Annotated in this window: 20 protein-coding genes; 12 read left to right on the plus strand and 8 right to left on the minus strand. The window is 59.2% G+C overall.

From position 1 onward, the window contains the following. The first annotated feature begins 98 nt into the window (after positions 1-98). Entirely contained in the window at positions 99-365 is a 267-nt protein-coding gene (locus Enr13x_RS38925) for a hypothetical protein (protein WP_231744235.1), read from the plus strand. A gap of 215 nt (positions 366-580) precedes the next feature. Here Enr13x_RS38925 and Enr13x_RS12255 read toward each other — a convergent pair whose 3' ends face one another. Then, positions 581-1,744 (minus strand): hypothetical protein, encoded by a 1,164-nt coding sequence (locus tag Enr13x_RS12255; RefSeq protein WP_145386375.1) that lies wholly within the window; start codon positions 1,742-1,744, stop codon positions 581-583. 428 nt (positions 1,745-2,172) lie between these two features. On the opposite strand from Enr13x_RS12255, the gene Enr13x_RS12260 reads away from it, so the two are divergent. From Enr13x_RS12260 to Enr13x_RS12285, 6 genes are read left to right on the plus strand one after another with little or no spacing between them, the layout of a single operon-like run. Next, positions 2,173-3,066, plus strand: coding sequence for an HDOD domain-containing protein (locus tag Enr13x_RS12260; protein ID WP_145386377.1), 894 nt, complete (start codon positions 2,173-2,175; stop codon positions 3,064-3,066). A gap of 19 nt (positions 3,067-3,085) precedes the next feature. Next, positions 3,086-4,186: a protein-glutamate methylesterase/protein-glutamine glutaminase gene (locus tag Enr13x_RS12265; RefSeq protein ID WP_145386379.1), complete on the plus strand. Its 1,101-nt coding sequence runs from the start codon at positions 3,086-3,088 to the stop codon at positions 4,184-4,186. A gap of 29 nt (positions 4,187-4,215) precedes the next feature. Next, entirely contained in the window at positions 4,216-5,040 is an 825-nt protein-coding gene (locus Enr13x_RS12270) for a CheR family methyltransferase (RefSeq protein WP_197455978.1), read from the plus strand. Next, complete coding sequence (locus Enr13x_RS12275) at positions 5,006-5,482, plus strand: chemotaxis protein CheX (protein WP_145386383.1); 477 nt, start codon at positions 5,006-5,008, stop codon at positions 5,480-5,482. The genes Enr13x_RS12270 and Enr13x_RS12275 overlap by 35 nt, the downstream gene beginning before the upstream one ends. A 43-nt stretch (positions 5,483-5,525) precedes the next feature. After that, positions 5,526-5,888 carry a response regulator transcription factor gene (locus Enr13x_RS12280; RefSeq protein ID WP_145386385.1) on the plus strand — a complete coding sequence of 121 codons (363 nt, stop codon included), beginning with the start codon at positions 5,526-5,528 and terminating at the stop codon, positions 5,886-5,888. Between the two features lie 58 nt (positions 5,889-5,946). Beyond that, positions 5,947-6,420 (plus strand): LysR family transcriptional regulator domain-containing protein, encoded by a 474-nt coding sequence (locus Enr13x_RS12285; RefSeq protein WP_145386387.1) that lies wholly within the window; start codon positions 5,947-5,949, stop codon positions 6,418-6,420. A 17-nt stretch (positions 6,421-6,437) separates the two neighbouring features. Here the strand turns inward: Enr13x_RS12285 and Enr13x_RS12290 are convergent, their stop codons facing one another. From Enr13x_RS12290 to Enr13x_RS12300, 3 genes are all read right to left on the minus strand, one after another. Next, positions 6,438-7,829, minus strand: coding sequence for a tetratricopeptide repeat protein (locus Enr13x_RS12290; protein WP_145386390.1), 1,392 nt, complete (start codon positions 7,827-7,829; stop codon positions 6,438-6,440). Between the two features lie 88 nt (positions 7,830-7,917). Further along, the gene (locus Enr13x_RS12295; protein WP_197455979.1) at positions 7,918-8,778 is read right to left on the minus strand and encodes a polysaccharide deacetylase family protein; all 861 of its coding nucleotides are present in this window, start codon (positions 8,776-8,778) and stop codon (positions 7,918-7,920) included. Positions 8,779-8,860: 82 nt separating this feature from the next. Continuing rightward, positions 8,861-9,997, minus strand: coding sequence for a GNAT family N-acetyltransferase (locus Enr13x_RS12300; protein ID WP_197455980.1), 1,137 nt, complete (start codon positions 9,995-9,997; stop codon positions 8,861-8,863). A 449-nt stretch (positions 9,998-10,446) separates the two neighbouring features. Here Enr13x_RS12300 and Enr13x_RS12305 point away from each other — a divergent pair, with 449 nt between their 5' ends. From Enr13x_RS12305 to moeB, 5 genes are all read left to right on the plus strand, one after another. Then, the gene (locus tag Enr13x_RS12305) at positions 10,447-11,973 is read left to right on the plus strand and encodes a lipopolysaccharide biosynthesis protein (protein ID WP_145386398.1); all 1,527 of its coding nucleotides are present in this window, start codon (positions 10,447-10,449) and stop codon (positions 11,971-11,973) included. Continuing rightward, the gene (locus Enr13x_RS12310; protein ID WP_197455981.1) at positions 11,970-13,220 is read left to right on the plus strand and encodes a carboxylate--amine ligase; all 1,251 of its coding nucleotides are present in this window, start codon (positions 11,970-11,972) and stop codon (positions 13,218-13,220) included. The genes Enr13x_RS12305 and Enr13x_RS12310 overlap by 4 nt, the downstream gene beginning before the upstream one ends. 265 nt (positions 13,221-13,485) lie before the next feature. Further along, on the plus strand, positions 13,486-14,265 hold the full coding sequence (locus Enr13x_RS12315; protein ID WP_145386401.1) for a HesA/MoeB/ThiF family protein: 780 nt from the start codon (positions 13,486-13,488) through the stop codon (positions 14,263-14,265). Next, entirely contained in the window at positions 14,262-14,531 is a 270-nt protein-coding gene (locus tag Enr13x_RS12320) for a MoaD/ThiS family protein (protein WP_145386403.1), read from the plus strand. Before Enr13x_RS12315 ends, Enr13x_RS12320 begins: the two co-directional genes overlap by 4 nt. Positions 14,532-14,535: 4 nt before the next feature. Continuing rightward, positions 14,536-15,681, plus strand: coding sequence for a molybdopterin-synthase adenylyltransferase MoeB (gene moeB / locus Enr13x_RS12325; protein ID WP_145386405.1), 1,146 nt, complete (start codon positions 14,536-14,538; stop codon positions 15,679-15,681). Between the two features lie 131 nt (positions 15,682-15,812). On the opposite strand, the gene Enr13x_RS12330 is transcribed toward moeB, so the two are convergent. From Enr13x_RS12330 to Enr13x_RS12345, 4 genes are read right to left on the minus strand one after another with little or no spacing between them, the layout of a single operon-like run. Then, positions 15,813-16,451, minus strand: a complete 639-nt coding sequence (locus tag Enr13x_RS12330; RefSeq protein ID WP_145386406.1) for an ABC transporter ATP-binding protein — start codon at positions 16,449-16,451, stop codon at positions 15,813-15,815. Beyond that, positions 16,448-17,281 (minus strand): ABC transporter permease, encoded by an 834-nt coding sequence (locus tag Enr13x_RS12335; protein WP_231744236.1) that lies wholly within the window; start codon positions 17,279-17,281, stop codon positions 16,448-16,450. Before Enr13x_RS12335 ends, Enr13x_RS12330 begins: the two co-directional genes overlap by 4 nt. Before the next feature lie 4 nt (positions 17,282-17,285). Continuing rightward, complete coding sequence (locus tag Enr13x_RS12340; RefSeq protein WP_197455982.1) at positions 17,286-18,785, minus strand: substrate-binding domain-containing protein; 1,500 nt, start codon at positions 18,783-18,785, stop codon at positions 17,286-17,288. A gap of 10 nt (positions 18,786-18,795) precedes the next feature. Beyond that, on the minus strand, positions 18,796-19,665 hold the full coding sequence (locus tag Enr13x_RS12345; protein WP_231744237.1) for a hypothetical protein: 870 nt from the start codon (positions 19,663-19,665) through the stop codon (positions 18,796-18,798). Positions 19,666-19,800: the final 135 nt, after the last annotated feature.

Here is a 19,800-nt window from a genome sequence, read left to right on the forward strand (position 1 = left end):
TGATTCTCGCAGTCGGGTTTGGAAGTCACAAATTTGGCAGGACCACTGGGCGCGATGAGGGGTATAGCGATGGCTATCGCAATGGGTGGAATGAAGCAATGTCCGCGAAGCTGGTCAACAAAAGCTATCGAGTGAGTGACCTGGTTTTGAAGGACGGCAGCGGCGAAGGATTCGCAGATTTTAGCACGTTGATGGAATCAATCGTCTCTGATGTCGAGCCGGAGTCGTGGGAGAGCAATGGCGGGCCCGGAACACTCAGACCTTACCCGCAGAATCTATCGTTGATTGTGTCTCAGACCAGCAGGGGCCACGAGGCACTTGATGACTACCTGCAAGAGCATCGAGACGTAAAAGCCGGTGAATGACCGCTCCCAAATGGTGCCACCCACCATCCATGCATTCATCGGACCGAGTACACCAGAGATCGAAGCGGTCCTTTAGGAGTACCGGTCAGCGGGGCGCAGCAAGCGAGCACTCCAGCTGCTTTGGATGACGGCGGGAATCGCCTTAAGACATATGAGACGACCGTGTCACATAGAGTGACCGTTCACCAACCGTAGCGATGCGGATCTGGCTTTTGCTATGCAGCAAAACACTCGGCGACTCGCCGGTGCCCCCTGGCCCATTTGCGGCCGCTCGACTCGGCGAACTGTGACATCGCACTCGGTGAACCCGCGCAGCAGCTATTGCCAAAGTAGCGTTGGAAGTTCCAGACCAAGTCCCGCCACATCGATAAGTCGATGCCGAGACGTGAAACTAGACCCTGCAGACTCGGTGGTACGTTGCGCCCCGCCCCTTCTTCGCTCAGCTTGGCCGTCCAACGAAGCAGTTCGACGTAGTCTTTCAAGCTGATCCCCAGAAACCCCTTGTCGCTCGCCCGCACGCCATCGTGATTCAGCTCAGCGTCGCTGGCGAGCGTCGAACCATCCAGAGTCAACGGCGCCAGCCAACCGTCGCGACGGATGCGTCTGCCGGTCGGGTTCTTTCGTTTTGCTCGCTGCTTTTCACGCATTTCATCTACCGGCGTGTTGCGGCGTTCTGCGCCCGCCTGCTCCGTGGTAATCGGAACAAGATCAAACGCGGCTGAATCGATTTCCTGACCTTGGTCTCCTTTGATGCGATCGTAGCCTGAGGTGTGCACCGAATCGTCCGGCGATTCCGCCATTGCGGCACGGACCGGATTGAGGTCCACATACATCGCACAGGCCAGCAATCCCGCTTCGTCTGTGATCCGCTGTAGCTTGAATCGGCCTTCCCAAAATCGACCGGTACACTCGTCTTGCCGATTGGCCATGCGTGCGATCGGTTCGCTCAAAGAACGCATGAACCAGGAAATGTCCGACAGCCGACGCCGCACTTCAGCGAGTCGTTCTCGATCGGCCACCAACATCTGCACGTCACTTTCAGTGGGTTCGCCCAAGTGCTCCTCAATCCGACGGCCGGGATAGACTTTTAACCACCGAAGGGCGACCTCTTGATCGGTCCATGCAATGACGACATCGGGGCGATTGCGGAGGACCAGATGCATGTGATTGGACATCACGGCATAGGAGAGAACATCGACGCCGAAGACAGACGCCAGAGCTTCCATCCGCCGCCGGATCCACTCACGTCTGTATTCATAATCCTTTCCGGTCGCTTGGTCGAATCCAGCCAAAAAAGCACGCCGAACGCACCGCTGGACGGCATGAACAATCGACACTTCGCTATCAGCAACTTGTTCCGAACGCAGCGGACGTCCCATCGCAAACTCCCCTTTATGATGAGTGGTGGTCTGATGATAGCCCTGTGGTGATGTCGAGTCAATAAAAAAAGTGGGTGGCACCATCTGGAGATTTGCTTCGCTATCAGCAACTTGTTCCGAACGCAGCGGACGTCCCATCGCAAACTCCCCTTTATGATGAGTGGTGGTCTGATGATAGCCCTGTGGTGATGTCGAGTCAATAAAAAAAGTGGGTGGCACCATTTGGAGGGAGCGATGTCGAGTCAATAAAAAAAGTGGGTGGCACCATTTGGAGGGAGCGGTTGCGCGCAAGGGTTGGGGGCAACGTCGGGGGGCGATGTCCGTGTTCCCCCACGTTCTAGAAAATTTGCAGTTCCTGCCGACCCCGTCGCGCAGCGGCACCGACAATTGCCCGACTCCCCTACGTAACCATCACAGTGGTATCTCCGATGACCGTCCAAACCTGCTCACCACCCGAAAAGCTCAAACAAGCCCTTCTCAAGCGTTCGGACGAATTGGCCATGCTGCCGGCGGTTGCCACCGAAGCGTTGGAGTTGGCACAGGATCCCGATTGCGTGGCCGCCGAATTCGCCGGGGTCATCGAGCGCGATGTCAAACTCGCCACCGAAATCCTGTCGCTGTCCAACAGCGTGTACTTCGCCGCCAGCTCTCCCGTGGTCAGCCTTCGCCAGGCGGTGGTTCGACTCGGATTGCGGCAGTGTCGAAACCTGATCTTGACCTCCAGCGCGGCGAGCTTGATGAAAAGCATGCCGCTGGAGCAGGAGTGGGTCCGCGAAGTCATTTGGCAACACAGCTTTCGCACCGCCAAGGTGGCCAGCTACATCAATAAACAGCTGCGGATGGGGTTTGAGGGCGAAGAATTCACCGCCGGATTGCTGCACGATTTCGGCCGTCTGTTGTTGGCCGTCGCCGCCCCCGAGTCCTTCGCCAAGGCTGATCCGTTGGCGTTCGTCGAAGACGGACAGTGCTTGACGGCCGAAAACGAAATCCTGGGTATCGACCACTGCGCGTTCGGCGCCTGGTTCGCCACGCACAACGGACTTCCCCGCGCCCTGGTCGCTTCCATCGAATTGCATCACCTGCCAGAAACCCATCATCCCGACGGCAAGCTGATTTCGCTGGTCGCCGCCGCCGATCACATCGCCAATCACTTCCAACGCTACGAAGAAGCCACCGACTATGACGTCGGACTCAACCGCGGGGCGCATGTGATCGCCAAGAACGGGCACCCGCAGCTGTTGAAAAACGACCACGGGATCGTCGAAACGATTTTCGGCGAAGTCCTGCAAGACGACCAGCGCGATTCCAGCGATCTTTCCTAACGTCAAAGGAAGCTTGACAATGAACAAAGAGATTCGCGTCATGGTGTGTGACGATTCCGCGATCATGCGCCGGTTGATCAAAACCGCGCTGGAGCTGGAACCGTCGATGAAGGTGGTTTGCGAAGCCAAACACGGACGTGACGCCATCGATCAACTCGACCCGACCCGTCCCGACATCGTGGTGATGGACATCGAAATGCCGGTCATGGACGGCGTCGAGGCGGTCCGAGAGATTCGCAAACTGGGGCGCACGCTGCCGGTCATCATGTTCAGTTCGCTGACCAGCCGTGGTGCCGAAGCGTCGCTGGACGCCATCGCCGCCGGGGCAACCGACTTCGCCACCAAACCGACCGGCGCCGGACACATCCAACAAGCCTTGGAGTCGCTGCGGCGCGACTTGATCCCCAAGCTGCTGCAGTGGACCGCCGGCAAGCGAGCCGATTCGATTGCGACGGTCTCCCCAGCCGAGCCGACCCCCGCCTTCGCGACCAGGGACGCCGAGGGATCCAAACGCGGCGTCGCTGCGATCGCGATCGGCGTTTCCACCGGTGGCCCCCAGGCCTTGTCCAAACTGCTCTCGGGGCTGCCCCACGACTTCCCCGCGCCGATTCTAATCGTCCAACACATGCCGCCGGTGTTCACCGGACTGCTCGCCGAACGGCTTTCCGCGCAAACCGGTCACTGCGTTCGCGAAGCGGCCGACGGCGATCGGCTCACGCCGGGCACCATCCTGATCGCCCCGGGTGACTATCACATGGTCGCTTCGCGTGAGCGTGACGGGGTCCACGTGCGGTTGAATCAGGAGCCCCCGGAAAATGCCTGTCGCCCCTCGGTCAATCCGCTGTTCTGTTCGTTGGGCAACTGCTTCGGCGATCAAGCATTGGGGGTCGTCCTGACCGGTATGGGACAAGACGGGACGCGGGGCGCTCAATCGCTGAAAGCCTGCGGCGCCCGGGTCTACGTCCAAGACCAAGAGAGCAGCATCGTGTGGGGCATGCCCGGCCAGGTGGCCGAATGCGGACTGGCCGATCGCGTTTTGCCGCTCGATCAAATCGCCTTTCAAATCCTTCGCGTCGTCGGTTCCGGCATCCGCGAACCGCTGACCGCCTCCACCAGTTGATCACCGCAACGCAGCCGGTCGCCTTCGCAATGACACTCCCAACCGCCGACTTCGCCTTTCTGCGCACGCTGGTCGCCGATCATTCGGGGCAACGGTTGGCGTCGCGACACGTCGGCATGCTCGAACAACGGCTGGCGCCGATCGCCGGCACCGCAGGTCTGAAAGATGTCTCCTCGCTGGTCCGACAGCTGCGTCGCGGTGACGATTCCGCGCTCTCCTCCCAGGTGGTCGAAGCGGTCGCCGTCAACGAGACCAGCTTCTTTCGTGACGCCTCCGCATTTGAAACGCTCGCCAAACGAGTGCTGCCGCAATTCGTCGCCGAGAACCGCAATCGAAAGCAACTGCGAATCTGGTGCGCGGCGTGTTCCAGCGGCCAAGAACCGTACTCCATCGCGATGTTGCTGGAAGATCACTTTTCCCACTTGCACGACTGGGACATTCGCATCACCGCATCGGACTTGTGCGAGAAGATGATCCAACGGGCACGGCTGGGAACCTTCAGCTCCCTGGAAGTTTCCCGCGGCTTGCCCGCCGCCCAACTCCTCCGCCATTTCGATCGCCGCGGTGCGGCCTGGCAAGCCAAGCCCGCGCTGCGCGAGCGGATCGAATTCCATCGCATCAATCTGGCGCGGCCCTGGCCCTACCTCGGACCATTCGACATCGTTCTCGCCCGCAACGTGCTGCTGTACTTCGACCAGCCGACCAAACAAGACATTCTGAAACGGCTTCGCGGTGCCATGCGTCCCGATGGATACCTTTTCATCGGAGCCGCCGAGACGCTGATCGGACTGTGCGTTCCCTATCAAAGGAAAGAAATTGATGACACCGTTTATTATCGCCCCACGGCCATCTGAGCCGAGCGGTCACGACAGGATCAGTCACCAGAGTCTCGCGCTGATGGTCCAGGATGTCTTGACGACCATGCTCGAATTGCCGCACCACGCTTTGAACGGTTCGCCCGCAACCGACGTCCCCGACCAACTCATGGCTGCGGTTCGTGTCTCTGGCTCCTGGCAAGCAACTCTTCAAATTTACGCGCCCGAGCAACTAGCCCGCCGCATCGCCTGTGCTATGTTTGCGCAAGCCACCGACGTCCTGGACGACGAAGACGTTTTGGATGCGTTCGGCGAAGTCGTCAATGTCATCGGTGGGAACGTGAAAGGAATGATCGACCAGGATTGCACCCTCTCGCTGCCTTGTGTCGGAGCCGCCCGGCCGGATCCAACATCCACCAGTCTGATGATCATGTACGACGTCTGTGGTGCCCCGCTCACCGTCGAACTGATCCAAGCATGAGCCCCTCGCCAGCTACTGGCCAATCGTTTCAAGGAGAACGAAGATGAAAATCCTGATCGTTGACGACAGCAAAGCAATGCGAATGATTGTCTGCCGCACACTGAAACAAACCGACTTCAGCGGATTCACCGTGATCGAGGCCGAAAACGGAATGGACGCGCTGAACAAGATCGCCACCGAATCGCCTGATCTGGTGCTGTCCGACTGGAACATGCCCGAGATGAAGGGCATCGATCTGCTCAAACGTGTCCGCGATTCCGGCAACAACGTTCGCTTCGGTTTTATCACCTCTGAAAGCAGCCTGGAAACCAAAAAACTGGCCCACGAGTCGGGGGCCGACTTCCTCGTCACCAAACCCTTCACGCCAGGTTCGATGCAAGCGGCGCTCGATCCGATCCTCGCCTAGCGTGTCCATGCGGTCCGATCCTCACGATGCCCCCGTCTTACCGTTAGTGCCCCATTCCATGTCTATCGCCAGTCCCGCCATCCTTGCCGACGAAATCGGCAAATTCATGAACCACCTGTTCGGGTTGAAGGTTTCGGCCGCCAAAATCAAGCCGGAAGAACCTGTTCATCCGCCGGCCGCTGTCGCGATCTATACCGACGGAAATGACGCGGTCCGCGGACAGATCGCTTGTGACCTTCGCAGCGTCGCCATCCTGGGCGCCGCCTTGACCCAAATCCCGATGGGTGTCGTCGCCGACAGCCTGCAAAGCGGCGAACTGTCTGCCAATCTGAGAGCCAACGCCTACGAAGTCTTCAACATCTCGGTGAACCTGTTCTTCTATCGGCCCAGTCGCCGAGTCGTGCTGAGCGAGGTCCGCTTTGAACAGGATGCCGTCATGCCCGAGTGGCAATCGTCGTGGAAACCAGATGCCTTTCAAATCAACATCGAGCGTTACGGGAGCGGGCATCTGCAGATGATTCACTGTGGCTGACACCCGATTCCATGTTTTTACCCCTCTTCACCCTTGCGCGCGGTCCAGCACAGTCCGGTGACCTCCTCGCCGGCCTCTTTTCGCAACACGGACTCCTTGACGCCGATCTCTGAAAAACCGCATCGTTCCAAGGTCTTCCGAACGTAGTCGACACGATGCGAATAGCGTCCCGATGGATTGAGACGGTATCCCGTCGCCCCGTCGACGACGCCCCCTTTTTCGAGCGTAAAAACCAACGGGGCGCGCTTGCCACGCAGCGCCTGATTGGCCGCCAAAAAAACGGCGGCCAGATCACCAAAATAGATCAAGGTGTCCATCGAAACGATTAACTCAAATTCGGCCGGATGGGCACTCAAATACGACACCAGCTCCGCACAAACCAACGCGTCGTAACCGCGCTCACCGGCCCGTTGGAGCATTCCCGAAGACAGGTCCACGCCCACCAATCGTGACGCAAACGGCCGCAACCGTTCGCCCATCAAACCGGTGCCGCAACCTGCATCCAAGATCGACAGGTTGCCGTCGGCCGACAACCCGAGTTCCGCCATCATTGATCCAAGCAATCGCGGAGCGGCGTAATCGAGCGACTGCAACTGCTCGTCAAACGTTTCGGCAAACCGATCAAATACGTCCCGCACATAGCCGTCCGAAGCCCGCGTCGGTAACGCTTTCACATCGAGCACATCAAATTCCTGTGCGGACAACAGATGACGGGCGATCGGATTGCCGGGATCCTGTTGCAACCAATCGCGAAGTGCCCCGGTCACGCCCGCCTGATCCCCCAGCCTCCGGTACGCCGCCACCAGCTTTCGCCGAGCCGGCTGATGATCGGGATCCCGTTTCAAAACGTCCAACCATGCGTCGACGGCTTCCTGCCACGATTCCGCCGCCATCCGCAATTCGCCCAGCTGGAACGCCAAGTGCACGTCGTCGGGCCAGCGCTCCACCGCCGCCTGGCAATCCTTCAACGCGGCATCGAGTCGACCCGATTCCTCCTGCACCAGAATCAGGTTCCGCGCAAAAGTGACTTCATCGGGGTTCTGATCCCGCAGCCGCGTCAGCACCGCGACGGCTTCCCCGTATCGCTTCGCCGCAAACAATGCCTTGGACAAGTCGTTTCGGATCGCCAACGCCTGCGCCGCGTTCTTCGCCGCTTCGCTTCGTTCGGCCGCCGTCTGAAGCGTCGCGACCGCAGAATCAAACCGCTCCACCTGCGTCAACGCCACCCCATGGACATGCATCGCCGACACCGACAGCGATACCGACAGCGGACCGTGTCGCCGCTGTTTGTCGCAGGCCGCCACGATGTCGCGGAACCGACCTTGTCGGGCCAGTGCGATCAGTTCTTGTTCAAAATCGGCGGAATCGTGTCGTCGCTTTCGCCGACGCGCCGGACGTCGAGTCGCCATCGAAAGAGTATCACCTCAACAATACCACGAGCGAAATCAAAGGATTGGCGTCTGGTAGCATACCAGGTACGACCGCCGGTCGACCGCCTTACCCCGTCACGTCGGCCGTCTTGACGCCAGTTTCGGCAAATTCGTAGCCGCGTCCAAATCCGACTTTGCGACGATCAATGGTGACCCAGTTCTTCAATCGTATGAACTCGGGGTCGGCATGAAACCGTTGGATGTGAAACGGATCGCTGCCGGGGAAATTGTACGCGCCATAAGCCGAACAGACGCCCGAGAGTCCCTGCGATTTGGCCAGATGAACGGCCGCCGCGCTCAAATTGGTTTTCTGGCCGTAGGGAAACGCAAAGTAGCGAATCGGTTGTTCCACCAATCTGCCGAGCTCTGTCGTGGCGGTCACGATTTCATCGACCATCGTCTCGGAGTCGTTGATCGCCCCGACGTCGCAATGGCTGCGGGTGTGCGCCCCGATTTCGATCCCCGACGCAGCCATCTCGCGAAGCTGCTGCGGCGTATTGACGGGCAACGGCTGGCCCTCGGCAACATCGTGCGGGAACGGACGATCGTGGACGACAAAATCCAAGGCGACGAAGTAGGTCATCGGGATCTCGTGCTCGATCAAAAACGGAATCGCTTGCTGGCAATTTTCCGCGTACCCGTCGTCAAAGGTCACCGCGACGGCCACCCGATCATTGCGACCGGATCGCATCCGCGCTTGGATTTCCTGCAGCGAGACCACATCGACGTTTTGCTTCAACCATCGCATCTGACGTTGAAATTCACGATTGCCGATCGACCAACCGTTCGGATGCGTGTCGGCGACGCGATGATAAAACAGCACGCACAGCGGCGCCTGTCCCTCCGCTTCGAGTCGGTTGCGATAGCGTCTCCGCAGCGGCAAGCTGCCGTAGTAATAAGCGTGCAGTGCGAGTTCGCGAATCTTCATCGTCACGGACATCCCGGTGCGTTGTCTCGGGTTTGGTTTTCAGGGGTGGCGCAAGGAACCTGGGGCTTGACGTTGCAATCCACTAAAGCTGCGGTTGACCGATCCCGAGACCGGACTTGACCAGATTTTTGAAGGTCAAGCCGACCTTGACGACTTGATGCCGCAATTGGGCCGATCGTCTGGGGCTGCATACGCGGATCTCCTGAGCCGGCATCAGTTCGGCCCGCCAACGCAGTTTGTACGGTTCGTCCCCACGCATCATGTCAAACGTCTTTCGCCCCGTCTCAATGGAGCTGCGAATCGCCTGGCAGAACAGGCTCAACCCCGGACGCAGCGTTTCGGCATCTGGATCCATGCCTGACTGGTAAAAGTACCAGCGGTCGTCGTCGGCGATCGCGAAATGGGCCGCCACCGGGACGCCGTCATGCGACGCGATGATCAATTCCAACATCCCGGCGTCGAACAATGCGGATGCCGCATCACGCAGGAACACGTCAAAATGCGGATGGTCGAAACAGCCTGTCGTGCCGGAGGCGTGCCGACGTCGTTGATGAAGGCTGACGAAGGAATCCCAAACGGCATCGAGCTGCTGTGGGGTCTCGACCCGCTCCACTTGGATCGTGCCCGTGTCGATGTTCTTCAGCGACTGCCGAACCTCGCGACGGCCGCTCTTGGATCGCATGCGGACGTATTCGTCCCAGGATGCGGGCAGATCGATTGCGTAGCACCCCAACCCGTCGGCGACGTCAACCTCCAGATTCTCCCGTCGCATCGCCTCGATGAGTCTGTTCATCGTCCGGTCCGATCGATCGACACCGATCAACTCGATCGAGTCCCAGAGCAGACGTTGCTCGTCGGCGTTTTCCGTCGGGGCCGCCGAATGGGCCAACCAGCGAGCGACCGCGGCACAGACGTCATCGATGTCATCGTCGGCGACCAGCAGGGACAGGTGGTCGGTACACGCCTTTCCTGATCCCAGAAACTGGATCGTCTTTCCCGTTCCAACGCGACTCTCCAGGCACCACGGCACAAAGGCGATGATTTCGTCGCCGCGTTTGACCTTCAACACGCACAAGCGGTAATCGCCCTGGTACGCCCTCCACCAGCTCCCCAACCACTCCCAACGTTGCAGCGGGTTGCGGGCAAGCTCGTTCCAGCGATCCAGCTCATCCGGGGAAAACTGTTCGACACTTGTGATCAATTCAACCGATGGGACCATGCTTTGTTCCGGCCAGGGTTCGGGGGTGTCCGATAGCGTGCGCGGATCGGTCCGCGCAAAGAACTGTGGGTTGAGGCGTGGGCAAGGCAAACACGTCATGCCAACTTGCCGTCGGATCCCGAATCGCATTCGCCGGTCGCAACGTTTGTGTCGGCAGATGTTGTGGTGGGTTGCCAAAACGTCGGGCCACGCCAAGGGGCGTCGATTCGGCGACGTCGGATCCGAGCAGCGGGATCGAGCGATCCGCGCGACTGGATCAATCGGAACGATCCGCACGTGCCTGCCCGCCAATAACGTCTCGGACTCCGGATCAACGCAATCGGCAGGCTTCGCAACGTAGGGTTGGCCAACAGTGGTCGTTCGTCGCGGGAATCGCGGTTCGGGACACAAGGACGGCTGTCATCAACCCACGATCGCAACGACATTCGACGTTTACGCTTTTCCCGTCCATGAGCCAAGCCACCCTTTCGCAACCGCGTCCGAAGTCGGCCAAGAAGATCGTCGCCGATTCGTTTTCCCAAAGTGTCGTCCTGATCAGCCTGCTGATGATCGTGCAGCGCGGCATCGGGTTTGTCCGCAGCTTCTATGTTTGCGGCACGCTGTCGGCAGCCGAAGTGGGCCGTTGGGATTTGGCGTTCAGCTTTTTGATGCTGGTCGCACCGTTGGCCGTGTTTGGGATCCCGGGCTCGTTCGGACGCTACGTCGCCCGATTCGAAAAAAAGGGCCAGCAATCGCGTTTCCTTCGCCAAACCCTGTTGGCCTGTCTCGCGCTGACGGTGCTGGCGTCCGTGTCGATCTGGTTGTTCCGAGCAACCGTTGCACGGTACTTTTTCGGCAGCGCTGACGATGCGCCGTTGGTCTCGCTGTTGGCGATCGGGCTACCCCTCGTCGTGTTCTTTAATTTCGCCACCAGCTGGTTCTCAGGAAAACGTCTCAATCGATTCGTCTTTCGCATCCAATTCGCACAAACCCTGTTCTTTGCCCTGTTGTGCGTTGTCCTGTTTCAATTGACTTCGGTCAGCGCGTTTTCGGTCATCGTCGCCTACCTGGTCTCCTGTCTCGTCGGCACCACGCTTGCCGCCAGCTACACCCTGGTCGACGGACGATCCGAGGCGGAGCACGCGGATGATCACGACACTTCCGACCCGACCGATCCGATCTGGCGAAAGATCCTTCCCTTTGCCGTCTGGGTCTGGATCAGCAATGCGCTGATCAATCTGTTTACGGTCTGTGACCGCCTACTGTTGGTCAACTTTTATCCCGATCAACAGGTCGACATTCAGTTTCTGGTCGGCCAGTACCACACCGCCTGCATTTTCCCTTTGTTGTTGATGACGATCGGCGCGATGGCGGGATCGACCGGCATGCCATATCTGAGCAAGGACTGGGAATCCGGTGACCGCCAAGCCGTCGCCGATCGCATGAATTTGATGCTCAAAGCGATCGGATTGTTCTGCGTTACCGCGTCGGTTGCGATCCTGTTGCTCGCCCCGCTGTTGTTCGGGCAACTCTGGAAAGACAAATTTGCGATGGGCGAATCGTTGCTGCCGATGACACTTTGTTATTGTTCGTTGGCGGCGATGACGATGGTCGCCCAGAAGTACTTTTGGTGCCTGGAAAAGACCTGGATCAGCAGTTGCTTTTTGCTGCTCGGATTGGCCTGCAATTTCCTGGTCGGTCTGGCATTGATCGGAGACTTCGGTATCGACGGTGTCGTCGCCTCCACGTTGATTTCGCACGCAATCGTGTTGGCCGGTGTGCTGCTGATCAGCAAGTACCACAAGCTCCGAATCGACCTCGGCGTGTTTGTGATTTCCATCGCCTTGTTCGCGCTCTGCTTCGGCAAATGGATCGCGCTGTTGTGCCTGATCGCCTTGCTACTGAGCGTCTGGTTCACCCCGCTTCTTTTCAGCGATGCGCTCCGTCGCAGCGCCATCGTAAAACTTCGCTCCACTCTTGCCGGGAATACTCCATGAGTTTGGCAGAATTAGTCGACCAACCCGAGATTGGCAATCACGAACGACGCCAAAATCTGACACGCCGCGTGCTGCTGCTGGGCAATGACGACCGCGTGCTGTTGGCCGTTGCGCGGGGGCTGGGACGCAACGGCATTTCGGTGGACGCCGCCTGGTGCGACCCGGATTCGCCGGCACTGAAGTCCCAGTACGTTCACGCGTTTCACTGTCTGGCGCCCTACACGCCCCACGACGACCAATGGCTCGATGCCTTGCACGCATTGGTCAAGGATAACGATTACGATCTGGTCATCCCCTGCAACGACTATGCCGTCGTGCCCCTGCAACTTGAACGCGAGAAACTGGATCCCGACACGCACTGGTATCTGATCAACGACGATGCCTTTCAGGTCGCGTTTGACAAAGCCAGAACAAGCCGCGTCGCAACGGAATTGGGAATCAACGTGCCGCGTGAATGTGAAATCACCGACGCCGACATTCAACGCGGTTTTTCGGACCGGAAATTCAACCTGGTCGACCGTCGCTCACTGCGTTTCCCGGTTTACGTCAAACCGCGTTCTTCGATCACCGCGTGCGACGTGACCAACAAACGGGCCGCGCGGCGGGTCGATTCGCCCGACGAGTTGGCTGAGTGCCTGATTCACGAGTTCCCCGATGATGGCGTGCTGATCCAGGAGAGTTTTTCGGGGGTCGGGATCGGCGTCGAAATCCTGGCCCACCAGGGGCAGATCGTGATGCAAATCCAACATCAACGATTGCGCGAAACGATCGACGGGGGCAGCACCTATCGAGAAACGATCGCCGAAATTCCGGAATTGACCGAAGCGACGCGGAAACTGGTCCACCGGTTGAACTACACCGGCGTCGGGATGTTTGAATTTCGATACAACCGAGAAACCGGTGCCTGGGTGTTCCTGGAAATCAACGCGCGGTTCTGGGGCTCGCTGCCGCTGGCGATCGCGGCCAAAGCGAATTTCCCCTTTGCCTTGTATGAACTGTTGGTCAAAGGCCAGACAAACTTTCACACAAACCACACGATCGGCGTCCGCTGCCGAAATCTGATCAACGATCTGCGCGCCTTCCGGCATCAGCAAGCGACAGAATTTGAACTGGAGAACTTGTTGTTCGGCAGGGATTACCTGGATTTTTATGCCCCGGATGATTGGCGTCCCCAGCTCGCCACGCTCGTCAATTTCGCCCGATCGGTGCTGGGGAAATTCACGCGACGGGTCGAAGCCAGCGTTTAGGCGCGCGCTGGGGCATGCTTTTCTACTCGTTCCAGGGCTCTGCCTTGGAACGCGAGGCCGGTGTGGCTCCTGCCACACGCCGAGGGCGGTCAGGAGGCGGGAGCCTCCATGACAGTGTGTTCCCAGGCGGGAGCCTGGGAACAAGGGCGCCTGTCACGCACCACGTGACCGACTGGATTTGCTCGGTAGGAAACAACGCCGCCACACGATAAACTACGCCGGACCGATCCAACGATTCCGACTTGTTCCAGCGTGCTTCTGTCCGATGCCGACTCCCCAATCACTGACCGATGAAGAACGCGCCACGTACGAGTGGCAGATGTGGGTGCCCGACTTCGGCGAATCGGGGCAAGAAAAACTGAAGGCCGCCTCGGTGATGATCTCGCGCGTCGGCGGCGTCGGCAGTGTGGTGGCGTACGAGCTTGCCGCGGCGGGAGTCGGAAAACTGGTTCTCGCGCACGCCGGCAATGTCAAGCCGAGCGATCTGAATCGCCAGCTGTTGATGACACACGACTGGATCGGCAAACCGCGGATCGAGTCCATCGCCCGCCGATTGTTGGAATTGAATCCGCGGCTGGAAATCGTCGCCGTCGGAGAAAACGTCAGCGAATCCAACGCCGCCGATTTGGTTGCCCAATCTGACATCGTCGTCGACTGCGCGCCGCTGTTCCCCGAGCGATTCGCGATGAATGCACAAGCGGTGTTGCAAAACAAACCGATGGTCGAATGCGCGATGTATGAATTGGAAGCCCATCTGACGACGCTGATCCCCGGCCGGTCGCCCTGTCTGCGCTGCCTGTTCCCGCAGGAGCCGCCGACTTGGACCCGCCAATTCCCCGTCTTCGGCGCCGTCTCCGGCACCGTCGCCTGCATGGCTGCGATGGAAACGATCAAAACAATCGCCGGAATCGGCGACCCGCTTGCCGGCCGCTTGCTTAAAATGGACTTGCGGGACATGAGCTTCCATCGGCTCAATGTGACCCGACGTCCCGATTGCCCCACCTGTGGCCACCTCTCTCCCGATCCCTCCACGGATGTCGCATGAAAGTCATCATACCCACCGCGCTGCGAAAACATACCGACGGCCAGAATCATCTCTCCGTTACAGCCACCACCGTTGAAGACGCCTTGAATCAAGTCGTCACCGCGCACCCGGAGCTGCGCAGCAGCTTGTTCGATGATGCGAATCAATTGGTGTCGTTTGTCAATGTTTTTGTCAACGATCGCAATATCCGTGACTTGGAAAACGAAGCGACACCGCTAAACGAAACGGACGAGATTTTGTTGGTACCGGCGATCGCCGGAGGATAATCGGATGGCGGAAAAAACACTGCTAGTACGGGAAGAGACGGCTCGCTACGCCCGGCATCTGACGCTGCCGGAAGTTGGCGCCGATGGCCAAGTCAAATTGAAATCGGCCTCGGTCCTGATCGTGGGAACCGGGGGATTGGGGTCACCGGTCAGTTTGTATCTGGCCGCCGCCGGCGTCGGCCGACTCGGAATCGTCGACTTTGACCGGGTCGAGTACTCGAATCTGCAGCGACAAATCATCCACGGCTCCGACGACGTCGGCCGGCCCAAAGTCCAGTCGGCGGCTGAATCCATCCGGCGGGTCAACCCCTTGGTTCAAGTCGACCAGCACGACGAAGCGTTCAGCAGCGCCAACGCGATGCGGATCAGTGCCGATTATGACATCATCATCGACGGCACCGATAACTTTGCGACACGCTACCTGGTCAACGATGTCTGCGTCCTGCTCGGCAAACCGAACTGCTACGGCAGCATCTTTCGGTTCGAAGGCCAGGCGTCCGTGTTCGGGCTGCCCGGCGGCCCCTGCTATCGATGCCTGTACCCGAAACCGCCCGATCCGGGGATGATTCCCAACTGTGCCGAAGGCGGTGTGCTGGGGATCTTGCCGGGCATCGTCGGAACCCTTCAAGCGACCGAAGCGATCAAGTTGATCTTGGGGATCGGCGAGTCCCTTTCGGGTAGGCTGTTGTTGCTCGATGCCCTGGAGATGAAGTTTCGCGAATTAAAAGTCAGCCGAGATCCGAAGTGCCCGGTGTGCGGCGATCAGCCGACCATCACCGCCCCGATCGACTACGACCAGTTTTGCGGGACGCCCAAACAGGACACCGCACAAAGCCCCTGGGACATCGAGCCGTCCGAATTGAAACGGCGCATCGATGCCGCCGAGCCGCTGACGATCTTGGACGTCCGTCAGCAGCACGAGTACGACATCTGCAATCTCGGCGGGACACTGATCCCCCTCGATGAATTGCCGACGCGAACCGGCGAACTGGATCGTTCCTTGCCGATCGTCGTTCACTGCAAAATGGGCCTGCGGAGCGCCAAAGCCGTCCAATTGTTACGTGACGCCGGATTCACCGACGTCAGCAATTTGAACGGCGGAATCAATCGCTGGTCCAAACAGATTGATGCCACCGTGCCGACCTACTAGTGGCGTAAGCTTCTAGCTTGCGTTTTTAAGCGGGACGCTTGCGCTGTCCCGATCGCAAGCTGGAAGCTTACGCCACTCGTGCGATCGCAAGCTGGAAGCTTACGCCACTCGTGCGATCGCAAGCTGGACGCTTACGCCACCGTCAACACCCCGTCGTGGAGTTCGAAACGCTGATCCGCCAAGACTTCGGCTTCTTCGTTGCTGTGGGTGACGTGCAGCGTCGTGACTCCGGTCGTCTCCTTGACCCGTTTGAGCAATTCGTGCATCTCCGCGCGAGTCGATTCGTCGAGTGCGCTGAGCGGTTCATCGAGCAACAACACGGCGGGGCGAAACGACAGCGCCCGACCGAGTGCGACCCGTTGTGATTCGCCGCCACTGAGCGCGTCGACCTTGCGCCCCAACAGCGATGTGATCCCGAGCACTTTGGCGAGCTGAGAAATCCGCTCGTCGATCTCGCTCTGCGGACGTTTCCGCAACCGCAACGCGAACGCCAAGTGTTGTCCGACCGTCAGCGTGGGAAAGAGCGCCAGGTCTTGGGGGACATATCCGATTTGGCGATCCCCCGGCAACCACGTCGTCACGTCGACGCCGTCGATCAGAATTCGCCCCGAGGTGACCTTGCGTAACCCGCAAATCGATTCCAGGATCGTGGTCTTGCCGCGACCGGTCCGCCCCATCAGCACGGCGTAGTGACCGCGGGGAACTTGCATGCAGATGTCCGAGAGCGAAAACTCGCCGGCATGAATGGAGACATGGTCCAACTCGATCACGCGTTCAACCCCGTCCCGAGCACGCGAAGAATCAACAACACGACGACGGCCATCGCGACCATCAACAGCGAGACGGCGACGGCGGCGTTCAGCTGGCCGATACTCAACTCCAAAAAGACCGTCGTCGAAAGCACCTCCGTCCGCATCCGCGTCGCCCCGGCGAACACCAAGATCGGCCCGAACTCGCCGAGCGCCCGTGCCCAGGCGATCGTCGTCGCGGCGATCATCCCACGCCACGCTTGCGGCAGGGCGATCTGCATGAACGCCTGACCCCGCGTGCAACCGAGCGTCCGCGCCACGTCTTCGGCACGCGGATCGATCTGGTCGAACGTCACTCGCATCGTTCGCACCGCAAAGGCACAAGCGACCGAGAACTGTGCGAGCACGACGGCAGGCCATTGATACGTGACCGGAAAACCGACGCTGTCACGCAACCAGGCTTCCAATTCCCAACCGAAAATCGGCAGGTGAAATAAAATCAGCAGACTCAATCCCAGCACCAACGGAGGCAACACGATCGGAATGTCGACCAGGGTGTCGACCAGCCAACGGCCGGGAAAGCGATAGCGCGACAACAGGTACCCCAGCGGCGTTGCGACCCACAGCGACAGCACCGCCGCCGCCGAACAACTCAAAATCGTCAACCGAAACGCGGCCTGAATCTCCGGCTTTCGAAGTGCATCGATGAAGTCACTCGGCGAAGTGAACACGACATCTGCGGCCAACAGCAGCACGATCAAGATGATAAAGCAGGCCGAGATCCCACCCATCACCAGAAAGAACGGCGTGTCGCTGCGGCGCCGAAACGTCGGCGACGAAGTGGATTTCACCGGCTCACTCATCCGTCGCGTCTTTGCCGAGATTCTGCCAACGAAATCCTTCGGCGGCGAAGATGTCTTGTGACTCGGTGGAGCAGATCTGTTGGAACAATCGCGATGCCAGGTTCGGATATGGGGACTGTTTGGCGACCGCCCACGGCTGGGTCGCGACGCTGCAATCGATGCCCTGAATCCGGATCGCGTCCAAAAACTCCGACGCACCGGCCGCGTTGCTCAGATAAGCCACCGCGGCGTCGAGTGAACCGGTCTGCAATTGGTTGACCAGCATGTCGCCGGTCGGCGTTTGGACGGTCACGTTGGGCATGATCTCCTGCTGGACCCCGCCTTCGCGAAACGTATTCTGAGTGATCCAGCCCATCGCGCATTGTTTTTCATGACCGATCCCCACACGCAAGCCTTCTTTGGACAAATCACGCAACGACGAGATCCCCTTGGGGTTCCCTTTTTGCACCAGGATCACCAGTTCGTTCTGCGAGACCGGTACCGGTTCGGGAAACAGGTCGTGGACTTGGTTCATGAATTCGCTGTCACAGGCAAAGTAGGCGTCGGGATGCTGGCCGGCTTTCATCTGCGCCACCAAAATGCCGCATCCGTTGTAGACGCGATTGACCTTCACCCCCTCGCGTTTTTCGAACGCCGCGATCGTGTCTTCGATCGCCGGACGCAGCATCGAACCGGCGAACACCGACAACTCGGGTTGGTCGGCCCAGGTGTCACCACCGGAGACGCGGAATCCGTGATTGCCGTAATGCTCCAGTCCTCGATCGGCGGACGCGATGTAGCGGGCAAAATGCAACGCATCGGCGGTGTGTTCGGTCGACGCGATCACGCCGACGGAAATCTGAGACGCCGTCGCCGCCAGTTCGGGAATCTCGACGAAGGTCAAATCGGGATAGGTGTGCAACACCGCGTCATACACGATCCCGGCATCGGCGGCACCGATCTTGATGTCGTTGGCGACTTCGTTGACGGTTCCGCGATACGCCTTGGTGGTCTTGTCCAGGCCGTCCCAGCGATCGATCGCGCTGAGTGTTTCACGAACGACCTTGCCGATCGCGGCCGAATCGGGACTCGCCAACACCACGCGGACATCGTCGCGCAACAAGTCGTTCAAGCTTTGGATCGATTTCGGATTCCCCTTGGGGACCGCGATCACGGCTTGCATTTTCGCGATCGGGATCTCTTCGGCGATCAGCCCCTTTTCTTTACCCAGGTTCAGGTAGCTGTCGTCGGCCGGCAAATACAGGTCCCCCTGCTTGGCCACTTCGATCGACGACAGCAGCGTTTGTGACGGTCCGTATTGGATGTCGACGCTGCGGTCGAACTCTTGCTCGTACTCCTTGCGGATCGATTCCATCACCGCCCGGTTGCTGGCGGCACAGTACAGCATCACGGCCCGTCCGCTGGACGAGGGTTTCTCTCGATCACCGAGCATCACGACGATGCCGATCAATGCGACCAGCGAGCCGGCCATCAACAGGTAGGTTCGATTCATGGTTTTTATTTTACTTGCGGCCCTGCGGGATCGGAACCAGGACGGGATTGCGATTGCGTCCTTCTTCTGCACTGCGGTCCGGCGGGCGGTTGTCGATGTCGCCGAAAAGCTGGCCATCCCAATCGGCATCGATCAGCAAATCAAATCCGGGGTTTTGTTCTTTGACCTGACACGAACACGCCCCGCTGAGAAAGATCGTCAGCTCTTCCATCAATCGGGCCGACAAGTCACCCGCCGGGATGACTTCCAGTGCCCGCCCGCGTCCAAACACCGGAACCAATAACGGCTCTCCGTCCTCGAACGCCGACAAACGCAACCCGGAAAGCAGACCGACCAAAAACGACTCGTTCGGGTCGTCCGGATCGATCTCCAGCAGACTGAATTTCACGACCAGCGGCAAGTCGGCGTACAACTCGGAACCCGGCAAACCAATTCCCTCGGGCAACGTCACCTTGGACGACAGCGTCTGGAACGTCTGTTGAACAAGCCGTTTGGCGTTCTCGGTTTTTTCACGGTCGGCGGATCGGATCAGCAACCAAACGACACTGTGCCCGGCCAGCAGTCGGTCACGCAGTTCGTTCCGGACCGGCGAATGAAAGATCCCCAATCGATCAGCGTCGGTAAGCGTTCCGTGCCAATGGTTGACGAAACGTCCCCGCCCCAGCTTCGTTCGAACCAGGACATGGGGCAACGTGGACTTCTTCGCGTCTGCGTCGATTTCGTTCCACAATGCCACACGCTCAGCGTTTGCGTCGCCGCGGACATCGATGGCCATGACCTTGGCATTGGCATGTCCGCCATGGTCGTCGGTCGAAGCATTCAATCGATTCATCAAGTTGGCGTCGGCGGGGGAGAGCGGTCCATCGTGAAAAACAATCACTTCGCAATCATCCGGCGTCCAACGTTCCAGTGCATAGCGAAAGACCGGAATGTTGCACGCGCCGGCGCAAGAACTCCAGGCCAAAAGGATGAAGGTCAGGAGAAGTCCCCGCGAAGGATTGAACATAGAACGAGC

It is taken from the genome of Stieleria neptunia (genome assembly GCF_007754155.1).
In the GTDB taxonomy this organism is placed as follows: domain Bacteria; phylum Planctomycetota; class Planctomycetia; order Pirellulales; family Pirellulaceae; genus Stieleria; species Stieleria neptunia.